Source organism: Virgibacillus halodenitrificans, assembly GCF_001878675.1.
In the GTDB taxonomy this organism is placed as follows: Bacteria; Bacillota; Bacilli; order Bacillales; family Amphibacillaceae; genus Virgibacillus_Q; species Virgibacillus_Q halodenitrificans.
The window spans coordinates 3,584,765-3,600,185 of record NZ_CP017962.1 but is presented as its reverse complement, the minus strand read 5'-3'; the positions used below and the strand labels follow the sequence as shown (position 1 = coordinate 3,600,185).

At 37.6% G+C, this 15,421-nt stretch carries 14 protein-coding genes; 11 read left to right on the top strand and 3 right to left on the bottom strand.

All coding sequences use genetic code 11. From position 1 onward, the window contains the following. Positions 1-28: 28 nt before the first annotated feature. Positions 29-1,420, bottom strand: coding sequence for an alanine/glycine:cation symporter family protein (locus BME96_RS17730; RefSeq protein ID WP_071649787.1), 1,392 nt, complete (start codon positions 1,418-1,420; stop codon positions 29-31). 333 nt (positions 1,421-1,753) lie between these two features. On the opposite strand from BME96_RS17730, the gene BME96_RS17725 reads away from it, so the two are divergent. Then, positions 1,754-2,929, top strand: coding sequence for a ParM/StbA family protein (locus BME96_RS17725; protein WP_071649786.1), 1,176 nt, complete (start codon positions 1,754-1,756; stop codon positions 2,927-2,929). A gap of 9 nt (positions 2,930-2,938) precedes the next feature. Then, positions 2,939-3,472: a hypothetical protein gene (locus BME96_RS17720; protein WP_071649785.1), complete on the top strand. Its 534-nt coding sequence runs from the start codon at positions 2,939-2,941 to the stop codon at positions 3,470-3,472. Positions 3,473-3,585: 113 nt separating this feature from the next. Here BME96_RS17720 and fdhD read toward each other — a convergent pair whose 3' ends face one another. After that, entirely contained in the window at positions 3,586-4,392 is an 807-nt protein-coding gene (gene fdhD, locus BME96_RS17715) for a formate dehydrogenase accessory sulfurtransferase FdhD (RefSeq protein WP_071649784.1), read from the bottom strand. 197 nt (positions 4,393-4,589) lie between these two features. Here fdhD and BME96_RS17710 point away from each other — a divergent pair, with 197 nt between their 5' ends. The 5 genes from BME96_RS17710 to BME96_RS17690 all read left to right on the top strand — a co-directional run bounded on the left by BME96_RS17710 (position 4,590) and on the right by BME96_RS17690 (position 9,467). After that, positions 4,590-5,132: an RNA polymerase sigma factor gene (locus tag BME96_RS17710; RefSeq protein WP_019376463.1), complete on the top strand. Its 543-nt coding sequence runs from the start codon at positions 4,590-4,592 to the stop codon at positions 5,130-5,132. Further along, positions 5,125-5,892 carry a hypothetical protein gene (locus BME96_RS17705; RefSeq protein ID WP_071649783.1) on the top strand — a complete coding sequence of 256 codons (768 nt, stop codon included), beginning with the start codon at positions 5,125-5,127 and terminating at the stop codon, positions 5,890-5,892. Before BME96_RS17710 ends, BME96_RS17705 begins: the two co-directional genes overlap by 8 nt. 17 nt (positions 5,893-5,909) lie before the next feature. Next, complete coding sequence (asnB, locus tag BME96_RS17700; protein WP_071649782.1) at positions 5,910-7,799, top strand: asparagine synthase (glutamine-hydrolyzing); 1,890 nt, start codon at positions 5,910-5,912, stop codon at positions 7,797-7,799. A gap of 65 nt (positions 7,800-7,864) precedes the next feature. Beyond that, entirely contained in the window at positions 7,865-8,509 is a 645-nt protein-coding gene (locus BME96_RS17695; protein ID WP_071649781.1) for a DUF421 domain-containing protein, read from the top strand. A 115-nt stretch (positions 8,510-8,624) separates the two neighbouring features. Beyond that, on the top strand, positions 8,625-9,467 hold the full coding sequence (locus BME96_RS17690; protein ID WP_019376459.1) for an MBL fold metallo-hydrolase: 843 nt from the start codon (positions 8,625-8,627) through the stop codon (positions 9,465-9,467). Positions 9,468-9,890: 423 nt separating this feature from the next. Here BME96_RS17690 and BME96_RS17685 read toward each other — a convergent pair whose 3' ends face one another. Continuing rightward, positions 9,891-11,480 carry a BCCT family transporter gene (locus BME96_RS17685; RefSeq protein WP_019376458.1) on the bottom strand — a complete coding sequence of 530 codons (1,590 nt, stop codon included), beginning with the start codon at positions 11,478-11,480 and terminating at the stop codon, positions 9,891-9,893. 291 nt (positions 11,481-11,771) lie between these two features. On the opposite strand from BME96_RS17685, the gene BME96_RS17680 reads away from it, so the two are divergent. From BME96_RS17680 to BME96_RS17665, 4 genes are all read left to right on the top strand, one after another. Further along, a complete protein-coding gene (locus BME96_RS17680; protein ID WP_019376457.1) occupies positions 11,772-12,665 on the top strand; it encodes a beta-keto acid cleavage family enzyme in 894 nt (297 codons plus the stop codon). 5 nt (positions 12,666-12,670) lie between these two features. Beyond that, positions 12,671-13,651: a 3-hydroxyacyl-CoA dehydrogenase NAD-binding domain-containing protein gene (locus tag BME96_RS17675; RefSeq protein WP_071649780.1), complete on the top strand. Its 981-nt coding sequence runs from the start codon at positions 12,671-12,673 to the stop codon at positions 13,649-13,651. Between the two features lie 15 nt (positions 13,652-13,666). Next, complete coding sequence (locus BME96_RS17670) at positions 13,667-14,143, top strand: thioesterase family protein (RefSeq protein WP_071649779.1); 477 nt, start codon at positions 13,667-13,669, stop codon at positions 14,141-14,143. 209 nt (positions 14,144-14,352) lie between these two features. Next, positions 14,353-15,363, top strand: coding sequence for an ABC transporter substrate-binding protein (locus BME96_RS17665; protein WP_060679722.1), 1,011 nt, complete (start codon positions 14,353-14,355; stop codon positions 15,361-15,363). The last annotated feature ends 58 nt before the right edge of the window (positions 15,364-15,421 follow it).

Sequence of the window (15,421 nt, the reverse complement as noted above, 5' to 3'; positions counted from 1 at the left end):
TTTTTTAGGTTTTAAAATATATGTTTGGTTATTCATCTGTAAAAAGAGTTATCTTTGGTTTACCTTCATTACCGTGGTAGAACCGGAATATATAGTCATCCGTCAGTTTTTTAACTTCTTTACTTAGGAATATCATTGGAATTACGTTTAATATCACAACAAATGCTAACATTAGATCAAGGAACTGCCATACGAATTTAAGCCCTCCTATTGCTCCAATGTAGATAGCCACTAAATATACAATTCGCATTACCCTTGCACCTTTTAAATTTGTAAGGTATTCTGCTTGTTTTTCGCCAAAGAAAATCAGGATTCCTATTGTAGTGATAACGAAAAACATTAAAAATATAGCTACAAATACACCGCCAAATGTATCACCATACAAGTTTGAGAATGCTACATTAATCATATTGGAAGCATTAGCTGCATCTACATCCTTCCAAGCACCTGTTACAAGTACAAGTAAGCCTGAAACAGTACAAATTACAATAGTATCAATAAATACACTGAAGACACCCCACAATGCTTGTTTGGAGGGATGATCTGTTTGTGCGGCAGCATGAGCTACTGGACCTGTCCCCATGCCAGCTTCATTAGAGTATAGACCTCTGGCAATTCCCCAACGTAGAGCTTGTGCTATACCAGCTCCAGCAAAGCCTCCGGCTGCGGAAATTGGAGTGAATGCATGTGTAAATATTAGACTTAACACATTTGGTAACTCAGCTATATTAAAAATTATAATTATCAGAGCAAGAATTAGGTAACTTAGAACCATAAAGGGTACAAGCTTATCTGTTACTTTTGCGATGCGTTTAATTCCACCAAAGACAATAACTCCTATAATGACAGCTATTATTACACCAGTTATCTGAACGGGCCAGTTAAAAGCACCTTGAAGCTGTGTTGTAATGGAATTGGACTGCACCATAATACTAGGTATGATTTCCAGCATGAGAAACACTGCAAACAATAGGGCGACCGTATTCCAACCCAGTGCCTTTTTAATATAATACTGTGGACCACCAACCCATATACCTTTCTCATTTTTCTCCCTATATTTCATACCCAATACAATTTCCCCGTAGCGTGTAGCCATTCCAATCAGAGCGACAATCCACATCCAGAACAGGGCACCTGGACCGCCCAGAGATATAGCTACAGGTACTCCTACAATGTTAGTGGCTCCTGCGGTTGAAGCAAGTGCTGATGTAAATGCCTGAAAAGGGGTGATTGTCCCTGTATGCCTGTTCTTTTTAAATACCTGCCCAATTGTATTTTTGAGTATGTGACCAAAATAGCGGAATTGAAAAAACTTAAGTCGAAAAGTGTAAATTAAACCAGTAATTACTAATAGGAATGATAATAAGTATGTCCATAAAAAATTTGATATATCTGCTACAAATGCTTCAATTACTTCCATCCCAACCCATCCTTTTCTATATTTTTGAGGTTAGTAATTACTTCCCTGAATAGATAAAATCAAATCGTAAAATATTCCTAAAAAAATAAAAAGGTAAATAATTCCATAAAAAACCCTTGTATACCTAATTGAATACAAGTATACAAAAAGTAAACAATATGAATACAAAAGTGTAAACAAGTAAACAAACACGTACGCGTACCGGTATGAAGCCGTTTGCAAAATGTGTACAAGTAAACGTCGAAGAAAACATGTAAACATTTGTTGATTATTACACTAAAAACTATTAATCTAGTAATAGTAAGTACTTAATTTGGAAGGAGTTTTTTCAATATGACAAACCCTAGAATTGCAGCAGTGGATGTTGGTAATGATGCTCTTAAAGCCAACTTTGGAAAAATGGAAAATGAATTGTACATACCAAATGTCGTCGCACAGGACATGGAGGATCGACCGGTAATTGGAATTGAAGAATTAAATGACAAAGAAGTATTGGATAATATCCACATACGAGTCCACTCCCCTGCCCTGGAGGAGAACAATGTAGTATACCGTGTAGGTAATTTAGCAACAAAAACTACTAACTCGACAGAACTTGATCCAGGAAGCAGTAAGTCTGAGGAAGACCAGACATTAATTATGTTATTCGCATCATTAGCTTTGGATGCAGTCGAGAGTGAGGCTTTTAAGGCAGCGAAAAATGATACAATTGATGCCAATTATATATTAGGAACTGGGCTCCCTCTCCGTGAAGTAAAAGAAGGTAAAGATGTTGGCTACAGGTCACAATTGCTAGGATCTGTTCATCAGGTAGAATTTTTGGTTACACCTAAACATCAAGGGAAAAAAGTAAATATTAAGTTTGATGAAGTAAAAGTATATCCTGAAGGATTTGCAGCTTACGTAAATCTTATTATGGATAATGAACTAAAAGTAATTAATAAAGAATTAATAAATAAGCAAATTCTTATTCAGGATATCGGAGGATTATCTACAGATATTGCTGTGATCAAGAATCGTAATGTAGACGATGATAAGGCCCAAGGATTTAATTTGGGTGTATCAGAGTCTTTAGAACAAATTCGCGAGGAAATTCGTTCCAAACATGGTGTGGAGCTTGACAGCAGAAGAGATGTAGTAGACATCATCACTAGGAAAAATGATCGACACCACATAATGGTAAAAGGAAGTAGAACCAACGTTCATGATATAACAGATCATATCTTATTAGAGCTCGCTAAAAAGGAATATCGTTTTCTTCGTAATGTATGGTCAAAGAATTCTCAATCGGAAATTTGTTATTTCGTTGGTGGCGGATCAGCTGTCTTGAAGGATTATATTAAAGCATTGAATAACAAATTAGATGGATTCAATATTGAGTTTTTTGAAGACGAATCAGAGAGCATATGGATGATGGCAAATGCTTATTATAAACTAATTACAGACTTTGTTAATAAATCAGCAAAAAATGTGAAAAAGGAAGAAGAAACAACTGCAAAAACAAAATAGGGTGAGATCATGTCTAATAAAAGTATAGAACGCGGGCAATCAATAACCTTTCGTGTTCCTTCCGATACACCTGATTATCTATTAAAACAACTACAAAGACTCAAAGAGAGGGAAAGAAGAAACTTCTCGAGTGAAATTGCTCAGTTTGTTCTAAAGGGTGTAAACGAAACATTCTCCAGGGAAAGAGAGACAATCACCATTCCTTTGCCGAAGCAATTGACTAAAGAGCAAAAAAGCTGGTTAAAGCATGAACACTCTGAAGCACTAATTGGCACCATTCTATACCAGCTGCTGAGTGATCCAATGCGTGCTTCCTCGCTTCTTGCTGCATTAAATAGTAATACGAGCAATATTGATGAAGCATTATATTTACAAGAATCAGCTATGGCTCAGGAGGAGGATGAACAACCGGAAGAAACATTCGTCGGTAATCTGGATGATATGAATATGGACGGATTGGATCTGGACATCCATCAGGAAGAAGAGAAGGAAGAAGAAGAGGAAGATCCATTAGCAGACTTCTTCTCCAGTATGAACAGATAAAAAGCTGTCATGGCAGGTAAATTACTACCTGCCATGACAGCTTTTCTTTTTCAGAAAGAGTAATCGACACCACATCGTTAGCGGGACTATGTTGGGGGGCAACCTGTGACTCCTCAATTGTTTTTATTATTCGCTTCACTAATGCGGTGGGCGTTTGTAAATACAGTCATTCTATTGCCACGAACAAAACCTGCAATAGTTATCCCCAAATCAGTTGCCAATTCTAATGCCAGGTTTGTCGGGGCGGATTTGGAAATAATAATACCTACTCCAATCTTAGATACTTTTAATAAGACTTCTGAAGATATCCTTCCACTGAAAACAATTAACTTATCCTTTAAAGGGATACGTTCCTGAAGAATAGAACCATATACTTTATCCAAGGCATTATGCCTGCCGATATCACTGCACATAAACAGTAATTCCTCTACTGTGCAAAGTGCTGCATTATGTACTCCGCCAGTTCGCTTGAAGTGTTCGGAGCGTTCCTGCAATTCCCTCATTAATTTATAGCATTGATTTGCTGATATAGAAAGGTTATTTCTTATAGTCTTGGCAGTTTTTACATCGCTTTGAAAATAAAATTGTCTACTTTTCCCACAGCAAGAACCGATAAAACGTTTTGAATAATCTTGTTGGTTAGTAGAAAAAGAGCGAGTAAGCTCAATATATGCAAAGCCTTGTTCTCTATCTATCGATTGAGAGGAAATCTCGTCGAAAGAACGAATAACACCTTCTGCCGCAATGAATCCGATAACTAGACTTTCTAAATTGGATGGAGAACAAACCATTGTTGCAAATTCTTCGCCATTTATCATAACGGTTAATGGGAATTCCTCTGCAACTTCTGTCTCTTCTAATGAAGTGAGGTCACCATCAAATCGGATAACTTCCCAGTCATTTTGGTTAGTATCATTCATACCTCTCACCTCTATTGTATTTATTTCACTAATAATTAATACCCCTTTTTAAACATTGCAATCAATAATAATTTAAAGTTCAGCTAACAGTATACCGCAGAAAACGAAAACCTAAAAATAATTTATTTCAAATGGAAACTTTTTACTTAATATAAAGGTATATATAGTAAGAGCAATTTGAAAGAGGGGGTGCTCCATTGTTTGATCGAGAGAAAAAGCTTATCCGAAAAATAAAGAACGGGGATCAGGAAGCCTTCGAAAAGCTATATAATACATATGCTGATTACTCACTTCGAACAGCTTATGGTATAACAAAAAATCAATCAGATGCTTCTGATATTGTTCAGGAAACCTTCATAAAAGTATATCGAAACCTGGACAAGTATGATATGAAAAAACCTTTCAAACCATGGTTTTATCAAATATTAATAAATGAAGCAAAAAGGTATATTGCAAAAAAATCAAAGCAAGCAATCAGTATGGAAACAGAGCAACTACTAGATTATTTTAACAGTAAAAAAACAGACTCTGATAGTGAAGTATGGATAGAAGACTTAGAAGTAGCAATGGAGGAGCTTGATGACAATCACCGAACTGTACTTATTCTAAAATATTTAAATGAATTTAAGGAAAAAGAGATTGCTGAGATTCTTGAACTAAATGTTAACACCGTGAAATCGAGGCTGTATAAAGCCAGGCAACGATTGAAAGAGATTGTAGGGGGTGTTGCAGGTGAATAGTAACCAATTTGATGAGCAGTTAAAGAAATCTGTAAATAGGTATACGAATGTTAATTCGGAACTTAAGCGAAAGACTTGGGAAGGGATATCTGAAGAACTTTTCATAGCACCCCGTCGACGAAAAAAGAGGAAGAGGATTCTTGTGGGCAGTATAGCATCAGTTGCTACCATTGCACTTTTGATATTTGGTTTCATGACAGAGACAGGGCAAGCAATGATACAAGACATAAAGGAATTATTCGTAGAAGAGAAAAACCAGGAAATTGAATTAGAAGGGCATAAGGAGGAAATGAAGACTCAGTTAGAGACTAATGAAGAGCTTCGCTACATTATATATATTGATGAAGACCGTTACAAACTAATTGAGGGGCAAGATGGAGACCGAGTCGAGCCGAAAGAACCTTTAGGTGAAAACTATCCAGAAGTATACATGGAAATAAGTAAAGAAAGCGGTGTGCCAAGTGGGGAAATTGTAAAGCAAATTAAAACGGAGATAGATAAGGAAGGGTTGGAAATAGTGGAGGAAGAAACGGTCAATAATCCAATTTCATCCACAATGTTGCGGGGAATTGGGAGGGAATCTGCCAGTGAGTTGGGAAAAGTTGGCAATCAGTGGGATACACCTGTTCATAGATATTATGTTACTGAACAGGAAAATGGGCAGGTGTTTGTTATTAAACAGGCTTATTTTTTGGAGGCTGCAGAAGGACATGGTGCTAGATTTAATTATATGCTAGAGAGCTTTAAAGTAGTCAAATAATAGGGGGCTGAAGAGATATGTGTGGATTTGTGGGTGTACTCTTAAAAGAAAATACAGCATTTAGTGAAGAACATCTTACAGCAATTAAGGAAAGTAATAAGCTAATTAAGCATCGGGGGCCGGATGAGGAGGGTTATTATAGTGATTCGTATATGGCTTTAGCTTTCCGTCGACTTAAAATTATGGATTTAAAAGCAGGATCTCAACCATTCTACTTTGGCGGAGGTAGATACGTGCTCACTTTTAATGGGGAAATATATAATTATAAAATTCTTAGGGAAGAGTTAAGGTCTGAAGGATTTGAGTTCCACACAGATTCTGATACAGAAGTTGTAGCAAAGTTATTTCAGAGTATTGGAGTTAAAGCCTTTTCTAAGCTTCGTGGCATGTTCTCAATAATAATATGGGATTCAGAAGAAAGGACGCTGTATGGAGCGCGGGACCATTTTGGTATCAAACCACTATATTACTGTGAAAGTGACTGTGAGTTTACGTTTGCTTCGGAAAGAAAATGTATTACCTACTTAAATCAGCTGAATGTTCTAGATACCGTTGCTATCCAGCATTACCTTTCTTTTCAGTATGTACCTAACCCACTCACATTAACAGAAGGGGTATGTACCTTAGAGCCAGGGAACTATTTTATTAAAGAGTGGGGAGAACCGTTAGAAACATATTCTTATTTCAAGCCTGCATTCAATCCGGTTTTGAGCAGTGAAAAACAAGTCATTCACCAGATTAAAGATGTTTTGTCGGAATCTGTTCACAAACATATGCAGAGTGATGTACCGTTAGGCGCATTTCTCTCCGGTGGAATCGATTCAACGTTTATTGTAGCATTAGCGAGAGAAATAAACCCTAAAATTAAAACGTTTTCAGTTGGCTTTGCTAGAAATGGTTACTCAGAAATAGATGTTGCACAAGAGACGGCGGCAAAACTTAATGTAGAAAATATCTCTAGTCTAATTACACCACAAGAATTTGTTGAAGCCTTACCTAAAATCATGTGGCACATGGACGATCCATTGGCAGATCCAGCATGTATCCCTCTTTACTTTTTATCAAAAAAAGCAAAGGAAGATGTAACTGTCGTTCTTTCTGGTGAAGGGGCTGATGAGTTATTTGGAGGATATGAAATATACAGGGAAGCAGAATCACTAAAGTATTTTAAGTATCTACCTTCCGTACTTAGTAAAAAGATCTATCAGCTGTCATGTATCCTCCCGGAAGGAATGAAAGGAAAAAGTTTTCTTCAGCGAGGTACAACACCGTTACAAGACAGATATATTGGTAATGCTAAAATATTTGAAGAACAGGAAAAGAACCAGTTATTTAAACAGTATAACCCGAACTACACCTATAAATCATGGACAGAGCCATTGTATGCGCAGGTTAAAGAAAGTCATCCTACTCAACAAATGCAATTCATTGATATGCATACATGGCTGATTGGAGACATACTTTTAAAAGCAGACAAAATGTCAATGGCCCATTCATTAGAAGTGAGAGTTCCATTCTTAGACAAAGAAGTTTTCGACTTAGCAAGTAAAATTCCGGTAGAACAAAAGATTGCAGAAGGCACTACAAAATCAATCTTGAGAAAAGCTGCACAGGGAATTGTGCCAGAACATGTAATAAACCGTAAAAAGCTTGGTTTTCCTGTCCCTATAAAACATTGGCTGAGAGAGGAACTATACGAATGGGCTAAAAATCTTATAAGAGAAAGCCAGACAGAGCATATTTTTGATAAAAACGTTATCTTTTCTTTATTGGAAAAACATGCGCAAATGAAAGGCGACTATTCTCGAAAGTTATGGACAGTTCTAACCTTTATGGTATGGCATAGTGTCTATATGGAACAAAATGAACCTATTAGTATACGTAGCAGGGAACACCAAATCATATAGTGAATAAGGTTGGGCAAATGTGGCAAACTAAGCAAAAATGCTTGTGAAATGGGGTTTATTCACAAATGGAGTTTGACTGGATTTGGAAAGCAATCCTTATCGTTGTAGGTGGCACCTTTTTGCTTCGAATTGCGGGAAGAAAGTCGATTTCGCAAATGACCTTGGCCCAAACTGTGATCATGATTGCAATTGGTTCTTTACTCATCCAACCTGTTGCTGGTAAAAATATATGGGTGACCTTAGGTGTTGGAGGGATTTTAGTATTGACTTTAATTTTAATGGAGTCTCTCCAGATTAAGGGTGATTTTTTTGAGAATTTAATTTCCGGGAAATCTAAAGTTGTTATAGAGAATGGAAAGTTGAATGAAAAAAATTTAAAGAAAATGAGATTGACGATTGATCAGTTGGAAACAAACCTGAGACAGCATAATGTTACGAATATTGAGGATGTGCAATGGGCTACCCTGGAACCCAATGGCCAAGTAGGGTTTACTCTAAAGCCATCAGCTCAGCCAGCTACCAAACAAGACCTGCTAAAATTGAAAGAAGATTTACAGTTAAAGCTCGACCAAATTGCCTTTCAAAACAATAATCAATTTATCCAGAACTTACAACAAAATACAGTTGTTAACAAAGAGAGCGATAATAATTTGTTTGCTGAAGTGAAACAGCATGAACACACAGATCCACCACCAGAACATTTACAGTAATGGTGGTGGATTTTTGTTTTCGTAAGGAATTTGTATTAAAGGATTAGTTAATGCATGTGTTTATTTAAAGATGGTTAAGGGAAAAAATGAGTAAAAGCTATATGGAGGTGTAGACATGGTTAATAACCCATATGAAAATAAAGTAATGCCCATGACTTCTGTGGGAAATGGTAATGTTCGTCTTTTGGCTAATGATGTTCATTGTTATACGAATCAGGTTGTAAATTTATGCTTTGTTGGCAGTAAGGAGCATTGGGTGTTAGTAGATGCGGGAATGCCAAGATCAGCAGATGAAATAGAAAAAGAAGCAGAAAAACTATTTGGAAAAAACAGCAGACCCGAAGCAATCATTTTAACTCATGGCCATTTTGACCATGTAGGTTCAGCTGCAGAACTATTGAGAAGATGGGATGTACCTGTGTATGCTCATCCACTGGAAATCCCTTATATTACAAACGAAACCAGCTATCTGGAGCCAGATCCAACCGTTGCTGGTGGGTTGGTAGCAAAGTTATCCAAATACTTCCCGAATGACCCAATAGATTTAAGTGGTTATGTTCATGAATTACCGGTTGATGGAACAGTTCCTCATATGCCTGATTGGAAATGGTATCATACACCAGGGCATACACCAGGACATGTTTCTCTATTCCGTGAATCAGACAGTACCCTGATAGCTGGAGATGCATTCACAACGGTAAAACAAGATGAAATGTTTGAAGTGATTAAGCAAGAAAAAGAGATAAATGGTCCACCAAGATATTTTACTCCTGACTGGGAAGCTGCTGAAAACTCTGTAAAGAAATTAGCGTCATTAAATCCTCTTCATGCAGTTACAGGCCATGGAATCCCTATGCTGGGAGATGAGCTTCAGCAAGAATTGGATAAATTAACACGCAACTTCCAGGAGATTGCAGTACCTGAGCATGGCAAGTACGTGAGAGAAGAAAAAGATTAATTATGCAGGATAGCTGATAGCTCGTCATGAGGCAATGGATCTATTGCAAATGTTGGTGTACAAACATTATCTGTACATGCATAGTAGGAGTAAAATGCGAACTAACTAAAAATATAGAGGCTGCGTAAATCACCACTACGGGGAAATATTCCGCTTTCCGCGGGCGGTTGATGATCATCAAAATGTATTAAAATATATTTTAGTAGTGTATCTTTTAGAAACAGTAATTTACAATACTTACAGTTACTTCGCAGTCTATTTATATTGCGAATCATTGAATAACCTCAAAATATTAGAACGAATAAATAAAGGTAAGAGAGTGGTCCATGTGGTTAGTACATGAATCACTCTCTTATTTAATGTTACGTTTTTATTTTAGTAGAAGGTTCCGCTCATTCTCCACTCAATTGAAATGAAAAATTGCTACTTCTCTTTTTTCTGTTTTTCTAAAATTTCTTTACGATTAATGTGAATGGTTGGCGATCGGTAGTCTTTCGATGCCCGAATATCATTGTTTGAGGCTTTCAAGAAGGACCATGCTAGTAGGAACATAATGAAAATAACCGGGAAACCTGCCACGATACTTGCTGTCTGCAGTACTTCCAAATCTCCAATAAACATAAGAACCAATGGCAACAGACATAGAGTGAATGCCCAGAAGAGACGATTCCACTTCAGTGGTTCTGATTGAACTGTTTTTTGTACAACAGATGCTAAAATATAGGATGAAGAGTCAAAAGTAGTTGCTAGAAATACGATAGCAAGTACAGTAAATATCCCGACAATAATAGATGACATCGGTAACTGGTGTAAAATAGCAATAATCGCTGCTGGAGCTCCAAACTCATTCATGAATCCAATAACATCAAATGCTCCGGAAAGCTGAAGATAAAGACCAAAGTTACCCATAATCCCAAAGAATAGTAAAGATCCAATTGTACCGTAAATCATTGTACCGAGTATCATTTCTTTTATTGTTCTGCCTCTGGAAATACGGGCAACAAACAACCCGACAAATGGAGCATAAACTACCCACCATGCCCAGTAGAAAACAGTCCAAGATTCAGGGAATTTCGTTTCAGTAAACCCACCCATATTTCGGAAGGGTTCCAGCCAGGTGGCCATACTAAAGAAATTATCTAATATGAGACCAATACTTGTGAAAGTAGTTTCACTGATAAATACAGTTGGTCCTAAAATAAAGATAAATGCCAAGATAAAAATTGCCAACCACAGGTTAACATCACTTAAAACCTTAATTCCTCTGCTTAGACCAGAATACGAACTGATAGCAAAAATAGCAGTACATATTAACATGATGACAGCTTTTAAACCAAGGGTCACAGGGATTCCGGTAAGATCATGAATACCTTCAGCAATCATTGGAGTACCAAGTGCCAATGTTGTACCAGCCCCACCCATTAGTCCAAACATAAATAATACATCAATAACCACACCGAGAGGAGTATCAACCAGATTCCCTAATACGGGGCGAACAGCTTCACTAATTTTTAGGACAGGTTTTTTTCTAACATAATAGAAGTAGGCAATAGGTAAGGCGGGTAAAGTGTAGATGGCCCAAGCGATAGGCCCCCAATGAAAAATACCATAAGTAGAAGCCCAAGAAATTGCTTCCTTTGATTCTGGAGTTAAACCAAAAGGAGGACCTTGATAGTAGTAAGCCCATTCAATCATTCCCCAATACAAAATACTTGAGCCAATACCTGCGGCAAATAACATGGCAGCCCAAGAAAAAGTTCCGAATTCTTTCTTTTCTTCTCGATTACCTAACTTTATTTGCCCATTCTTACTAAATGCGACAAAGATAAGAAATACAAATGCCAATAAGCCCAACAACAGATAAAGTATTCCAAAGTTTCCTGTCATAAACTTATTTGCTTCATTAACAACCTGTGCTCCTGCCTCTGGAAAAATAATAAGAGGTATAGAAACAGCAAGTAATAAAATTAAGGCACTGATAAACGTTGGCCAATCAATTAATCTTGCTTTCATATTATAACATCCTTTCTATTTTCCGAACGTTTGCTTTTTTAGATTAACAAACATAAGGGGATTAGACAACGCCTGTTATTTTACATAAACTTTGTGAAATATTTATTGTATAAAGTTTATGGTAATATAACGTTAAAATCCTCTTATATACTCTTAAATACTATGTGAAATGGTGTTTTAAAATAATCTTTACTTATAGTATGGTTAATTCATAATAGAAAAATAAATAATTTCTATACTAATTAAATGACAACTAATACAATATTTAATCTGAATTTTAGGAGGAGAAATATGAATAGAAATGTAATCTTATCATGTGCTGTAACAGGAGCGGGAGAAACGACGGAAAAGAGTCCTCATGTTCCGGTAACACCGAAAGAAATTGCAGATTCTGCTATAAAAGCTGCTAAAGCTGGAGCTACAATTGCCCATGTGCATGCCCGCGATCCTGAAACTGGGAAATTAAGTCATGATGTTAAGCTTTTTCAGGAAATTGTAGAGCGAATTCGTGAAGCTGACACAGACGTAATTATTAATATTACTGCAGGTGGCGGTGGAGACTGGATTCCGAGTGAATCAAATCCTGCTACAGGTGCAGAGGGAACAGACATGCAAACACCTGAGGAACGTCATGAACCTGTTGGCTTATTATTACCTGAAATCTGCACATTAGACTGTGGAAGTGTTAACTTTGGAGATCAAGTGTATATTAGTCCTACAGATTGGCTTCGTAAACAAGCAAAACTTATTAAAGATAGCGGTGTAAAGCCAGAGTTAGAATGTTTTGACACAGGTCATATTCGATTTGCCAATCAATTGGTAAAAGAAGGGCTTATCGAGGGAGATCCGATGTTTCAGTTTTGTTTAGGGATTCCATGGGGAGCAGACGCTGATGCAGAAACATTGGCCTACATGCGGTCGCGCATTTCTGAAAATGCAACATGGGCTGCTTTCGGTATTGGTCGCATGCAAATGCCTATGGTTGCTGAATCAGTTCTTCAAGGTGGTAATGTACGAGTTGGCTTGGAGGATAACCTTTATCTGAAGAAAGGTACCTTAGCAACAAACGAACAATTGGTAGACAAAGCAGTAGGTATTGTTCAGAGCTTAGGAGCAGATGTTATGTCACCAGCGGAAGCAAGAAGCTTTTTAAATCTGCGTAACCCGAATGGAAAGGCGGAATAAATAAAATGTCAGCAGAGAATTTGAACATACAGCAAATAAAGCATATTACAGTTGTCGGTACAGGTGTAATTGGCAACGGATGGATTACAAGGTTCTTGGCAAATGGTTTTACCGTTACTGCGAGTGATCCGGATCCAAGTGCTGAGCAACGCACTCGAGAAGCAGTTGCTCACGCATGGCCATATATGGAAAAAATGGGATTGGCTGAGAATGCTTCCAAGAATAATTTATATTTTGAGCCAGATTTAACTAAAGCTGTTTCTGAAGCTGATTTCATACAAGAAAATGTACCTGAACGAGAAGAATTAAAACGAAAGGTTATTGCTGAGATTGATAAACATGCTCCAGCAGCAACAATTATTGGTTCAAGTACTTCAGGGATTTTGCCAAGTACTTTACAGGCGGATTGCACAAATCATCCGGAACGTGTTATTGTAGCACACCCTTTTAACCCAGTATATTTGATGCCTTTGGTTGAATTGGTAGGTGGGAAAAAGACATCTGATAGTAACCTTGAAAAGGCAAGAGAATTTTATGCGATTATGAAAATGAAGCCACTTATTGTTCAACAAGAAATTGAAGGACATATTGCAGACCGTCTGATGGAAGCAATATGGAGAGAAGCGTTACACATTGTAAATGATGGCGTAGCTACTACAGAAGAAGTGGATGCATCTATCGTGTACGGACCTGGCTTGAGATGGGCGTTAATGGGGCCATTTCTAACCCTGCATATGGGTGGCGGCAAGCAAGGGATGCGCCATCTATTGGAACAATTCGGTCCTGCACTTAAGCTTCCATGGACAAAACTAGAGGCTCCTGAGCTGACAGATGAGCTTGCAGAAAAGGTTATTACAGGCTGTGAAAACCAAACAGAAGGTGTTTCTATGGAAAAACTGGAAGAGCGTAGAGACGAATTCTTAGTCGAATTACAAGAGCTCTTGGAAAAGTACTGGCCTGCAGCTACAATGAATGGAAAGCTATAGATGGGGGACGATCAAATGACAAAGTCTAAAGTAATCCTTGAAGATAAGGTTCGTGAGGAATGGATTGACTACAATGGTCATATGAACGATGCGGAGTATGTACGTGTGTTCAGTTGGGGCGTAGACCGGTTCATGAAATTAGTTGGGATCGATGATACGTTGCGCAAAGAGAATAATTATACGATTTTCACCATGGAAACACATGTATGTTATTTAGCAGAAATGAGCTTGAATGAACAGCTAGAGGTACATCTGAAAATAATTGATTATGATGCAAAGCGTGTTCATGTGTTTTTTGAATTATACGGAGCTGACGGTAAACGTGCAGCCACTTCAGAACAAATGTTGATGGGCATTGATCAGACATCAGGAAAGGCTTCCCCGTTTCCTGAAGAAGTGTTTAAGCAGGTGGAAGAACTTGCGAAAAATCATACACCTGACGAAAATCCGAAAGAAGTAGGAAGAGTTATTGGTATTAAACGAAAAAAATAAGCACTAGCAAAAGAAGAGGCCGTTTTGTGGCCTCTTCTTTTTATGATGCACTATAACTTCCTCACTACTTATTTCTACTCACTTACCGCCATCAATTGCTTTTATTATTTTTCAAGATTTTTTAGAAAACTATATTAATTTCGATAAATATATGATATAATCACGCTTAACATTTTCAATACTTTAGCACATAACAGGGGGAAAGCAAATTGAAGAAAGTAATTGGTTTAGCAATGTTAATTGCAATGGTACTATTATCAGCTTGTGGATCAAATAATGCTGCTGGCTCGGAAGGAGATAAAGAAAAAAGTGAAGATGCAGCAAAGAAAGAAACATACACAATAGGAGCCAGCCAAATCGTAGAGCATCCATCACTGGACGCAGCATACGAAGGGTTTCAGGCTGCTTTAAAGGAAGCTGGATTGGATGTTGAATATGATTTTCAAAGTGCGCAAGGTGACCAAAATAATGTGAAACCAATTTCAGATAATTTTGTTGCTGATCAGGTTGATCTTATCTTTGCAAATTCCACACCAAGTGCCTTAGGAGCATTGCAAGCAACGAAAGATATCCCAATTGTATTTACCTCGGTAACCGATGCAGTCGATGCAGGATTGGTTTCTTCCATGGATGAGCCTGGGGAGAATATTACGGGGGTTGTTGATCTGCACCCAGAACAAATTGATCAAACAATCGAATTTTTAAATAAAAACTTCGCTGGTGCAACAATAGGAATGTTATATAATGCTGGAGAACAGAATTCTGTTACCCAAATCGAGGCTGTTCGTAAAGCAGCAGAGGGTACAGATCTTAAAATAGAAGAGCGCACTGTAGCAAATTCTGCTGAGGTTCAACAGGCCGCTAATTCACTTGTTAGTGACATTGATGTATTTTATATCATTACTGATAATACAGTAGTATCTGCATTGGACAGTGTGGTAGGAGTTGCAAATGAACAGGATATCCCACTTATTGTTGGTGAACCGGATTCCTTAGCAAAAGGTGGCTTTGTCACTTTTGGTATTGACTATCATACAATAGGTTACCGGACAGGTGAAATGGCGGCACAAATTTTGCAGGGTGAAAAGAAACCAAGCGATTTCCCTGTTGAATATCCGCCTGAAATACAACTGTTTATTAATAAACAAGCAGCAGAAGAACAAAACGTAGAATGGAATGACGAATGGGATAACACAGCCCAATTTGTTGAAAATGAGTAGGATAATAACTATAACAGAGCCAGGAGACAACCTGGCTCTTCCTTGCACCAAATACACA

Coding starts and splice junctions, on each gene's coding strand:
- BME96_RS17730 (WP_071649787.1), bottom strand. CDS start 1,420: ATGGAAGTAATTGAAGCATTTGTAGCAGATATATCAAATTTTTTATGG.
- BME96_RS17725 (WP_071649786.1), top strand. CDS start 1,754: ATGACAAACCCTAGAATTGCAGCAGTGGATGTTGGTAATGATGCTCTT.
- BME96_RS17720 (WP_071649785.1), top strand. CDS start 2,939: ATGTCTAATAAAAGTATAGAACGCGGGCAATCAATAACCTTTCGTGTT.
- fdhD (WP_071649784.1), bottom strand. CDS start 4,392: ATGAATGATACTAACCAAAATGACTGGGAAGTTATCCGATTTGATGGT.
- asnB (WP_071649782.1), top strand. CDS start 5,910: ATGTGTGGATTTGTGGGTGTACTCTTAAAAGAAAATACAGCATTTAGT.
- BME96_RS17695 (WP_071649781.1), top strand. CDS start 7,865: ATGGAGTTTGACTGGATTTGGAAAGCAATCCTTATCGTTGTAGGTGGC.
- BME96_RS17690 (WP_019376459.1), top strand. CDS start 8,625: ATGGTTAATAACCCATATGAAAATAAAGTAATGCCCATGACTTCTGTG.
- BME96_RS17685 (WP_019376458.1), bottom strand. CDS start 11,480: ATGAAAGCAAGATTAATTGATTGGCCAACGTTTATCAGTGCCTTAATT.
- BME96_RS17680 (WP_019376457.1), top strand. CDS start 11,772: ATGAATAGAAATGTAATCTTATCATGTGCTGTAACAGGAGCGGGAGAA.
- BME96_RS17675 (WP_071649780.1), top strand. CDS start 12,671: ATGTCAGCAGAGAATTTGAACATACAGCAAATAAAGCATATTACAGTT.
- BME96_RS17670 (WP_071649779.1), top strand. CDS start 13,667: ATGACAAAGTCTAAAGTAATCCTTGAAGATAAGGTTCGTGAGGAATGG.